The sequence below is a fragment of the Thalassotalea sp. G20_0 genome, from assembly GCF_017744175.1.
Lineage (GTDB): Bacteria > Pseudomonadota > Gammaproteobacteria > Pseudomonadales > Endozoicomonadaceae > Endozoicomonas.
Window position 1 is genome coordinate 1 of record NZ_JAGHQV010000380.1, and the last position, 698, is coordinate 698.

Sequence of the window (698 nt, forward strand, 5' to 3'; positions counted from 1 at the left end):
GTACGGTGTTCCTTGAGGTAAAACTCATCAAAATGCTCGTGATAGTAGCTATCAACACGGCAGATACAGTATCCCTGCTCTTCTACCGTAGATCGAATTTGTTGTTCCAAATCCCCAGTGATCGGAACGAGTTGCTTAGAAAGACCCATCTGATCAAACAGCACCTCATCCCGCTTGTGCTCCGAGTCCAGAGCATTGCGACAACTTAAACCACGCCATTGAGATTCAATGAAAGGCAATGCAGTCAGAGTCAACCACGGATAGTACAGTTCTTTAGGTAATATCTGAGCCAGAGAAACGACGTGACAATCATAGTAAACGCTGTTCAACGTTTGCCAAGATTTCCCTGTGATGCGGCTTTTATGCTGTGTGATTTCTTTCGTGGCGATCATACCGTTACTTCCACTGTAAATGTAATTGTGCAGGTGAGCGGAACGCCACACCTTCGATGGCTGGCGAGTAGCCCGATGCAAATGTAAGTTGGCGCGCATCGGCCAGAACTGCCTGAAGCACCTCGATGACTTCGCGGGTAGCCAGAAGACGACCCATGCACTGATGTTTCCCGCCGCCAAAACTGAAATGTCTTTTCACATTGGCTCGTAGCGGATTGAACTCGTTTGGATTATCAAATCGACTTTCATCCCGGTTAGCCGCAGCAAAGTTGATATTCAGCAGGGCTCCTTGTTCAAGTTCTACAC

General features: G+C 47.7%; 2 protein-coding genes. Both read right to left on the bottom strand.

Annotated elements, in window-relative coordinates:
- Positions 1–392, bottom strand: a 392-nt coding sequence (locus J7438_RS26610; RefSeq protein ID WP_209279035.1) for a hypothetical protein, incomplete at its 3' end; no start/stop codon positions are given.
- Between the two features lie 4 nt (positions 393–396).
- The coding region (locus J7438_RS26615) for a cytochrome P450 (protein WP_209279036.1) at positions 397–698 on the bottom strand (302 nt) is incomplete at its 5' end.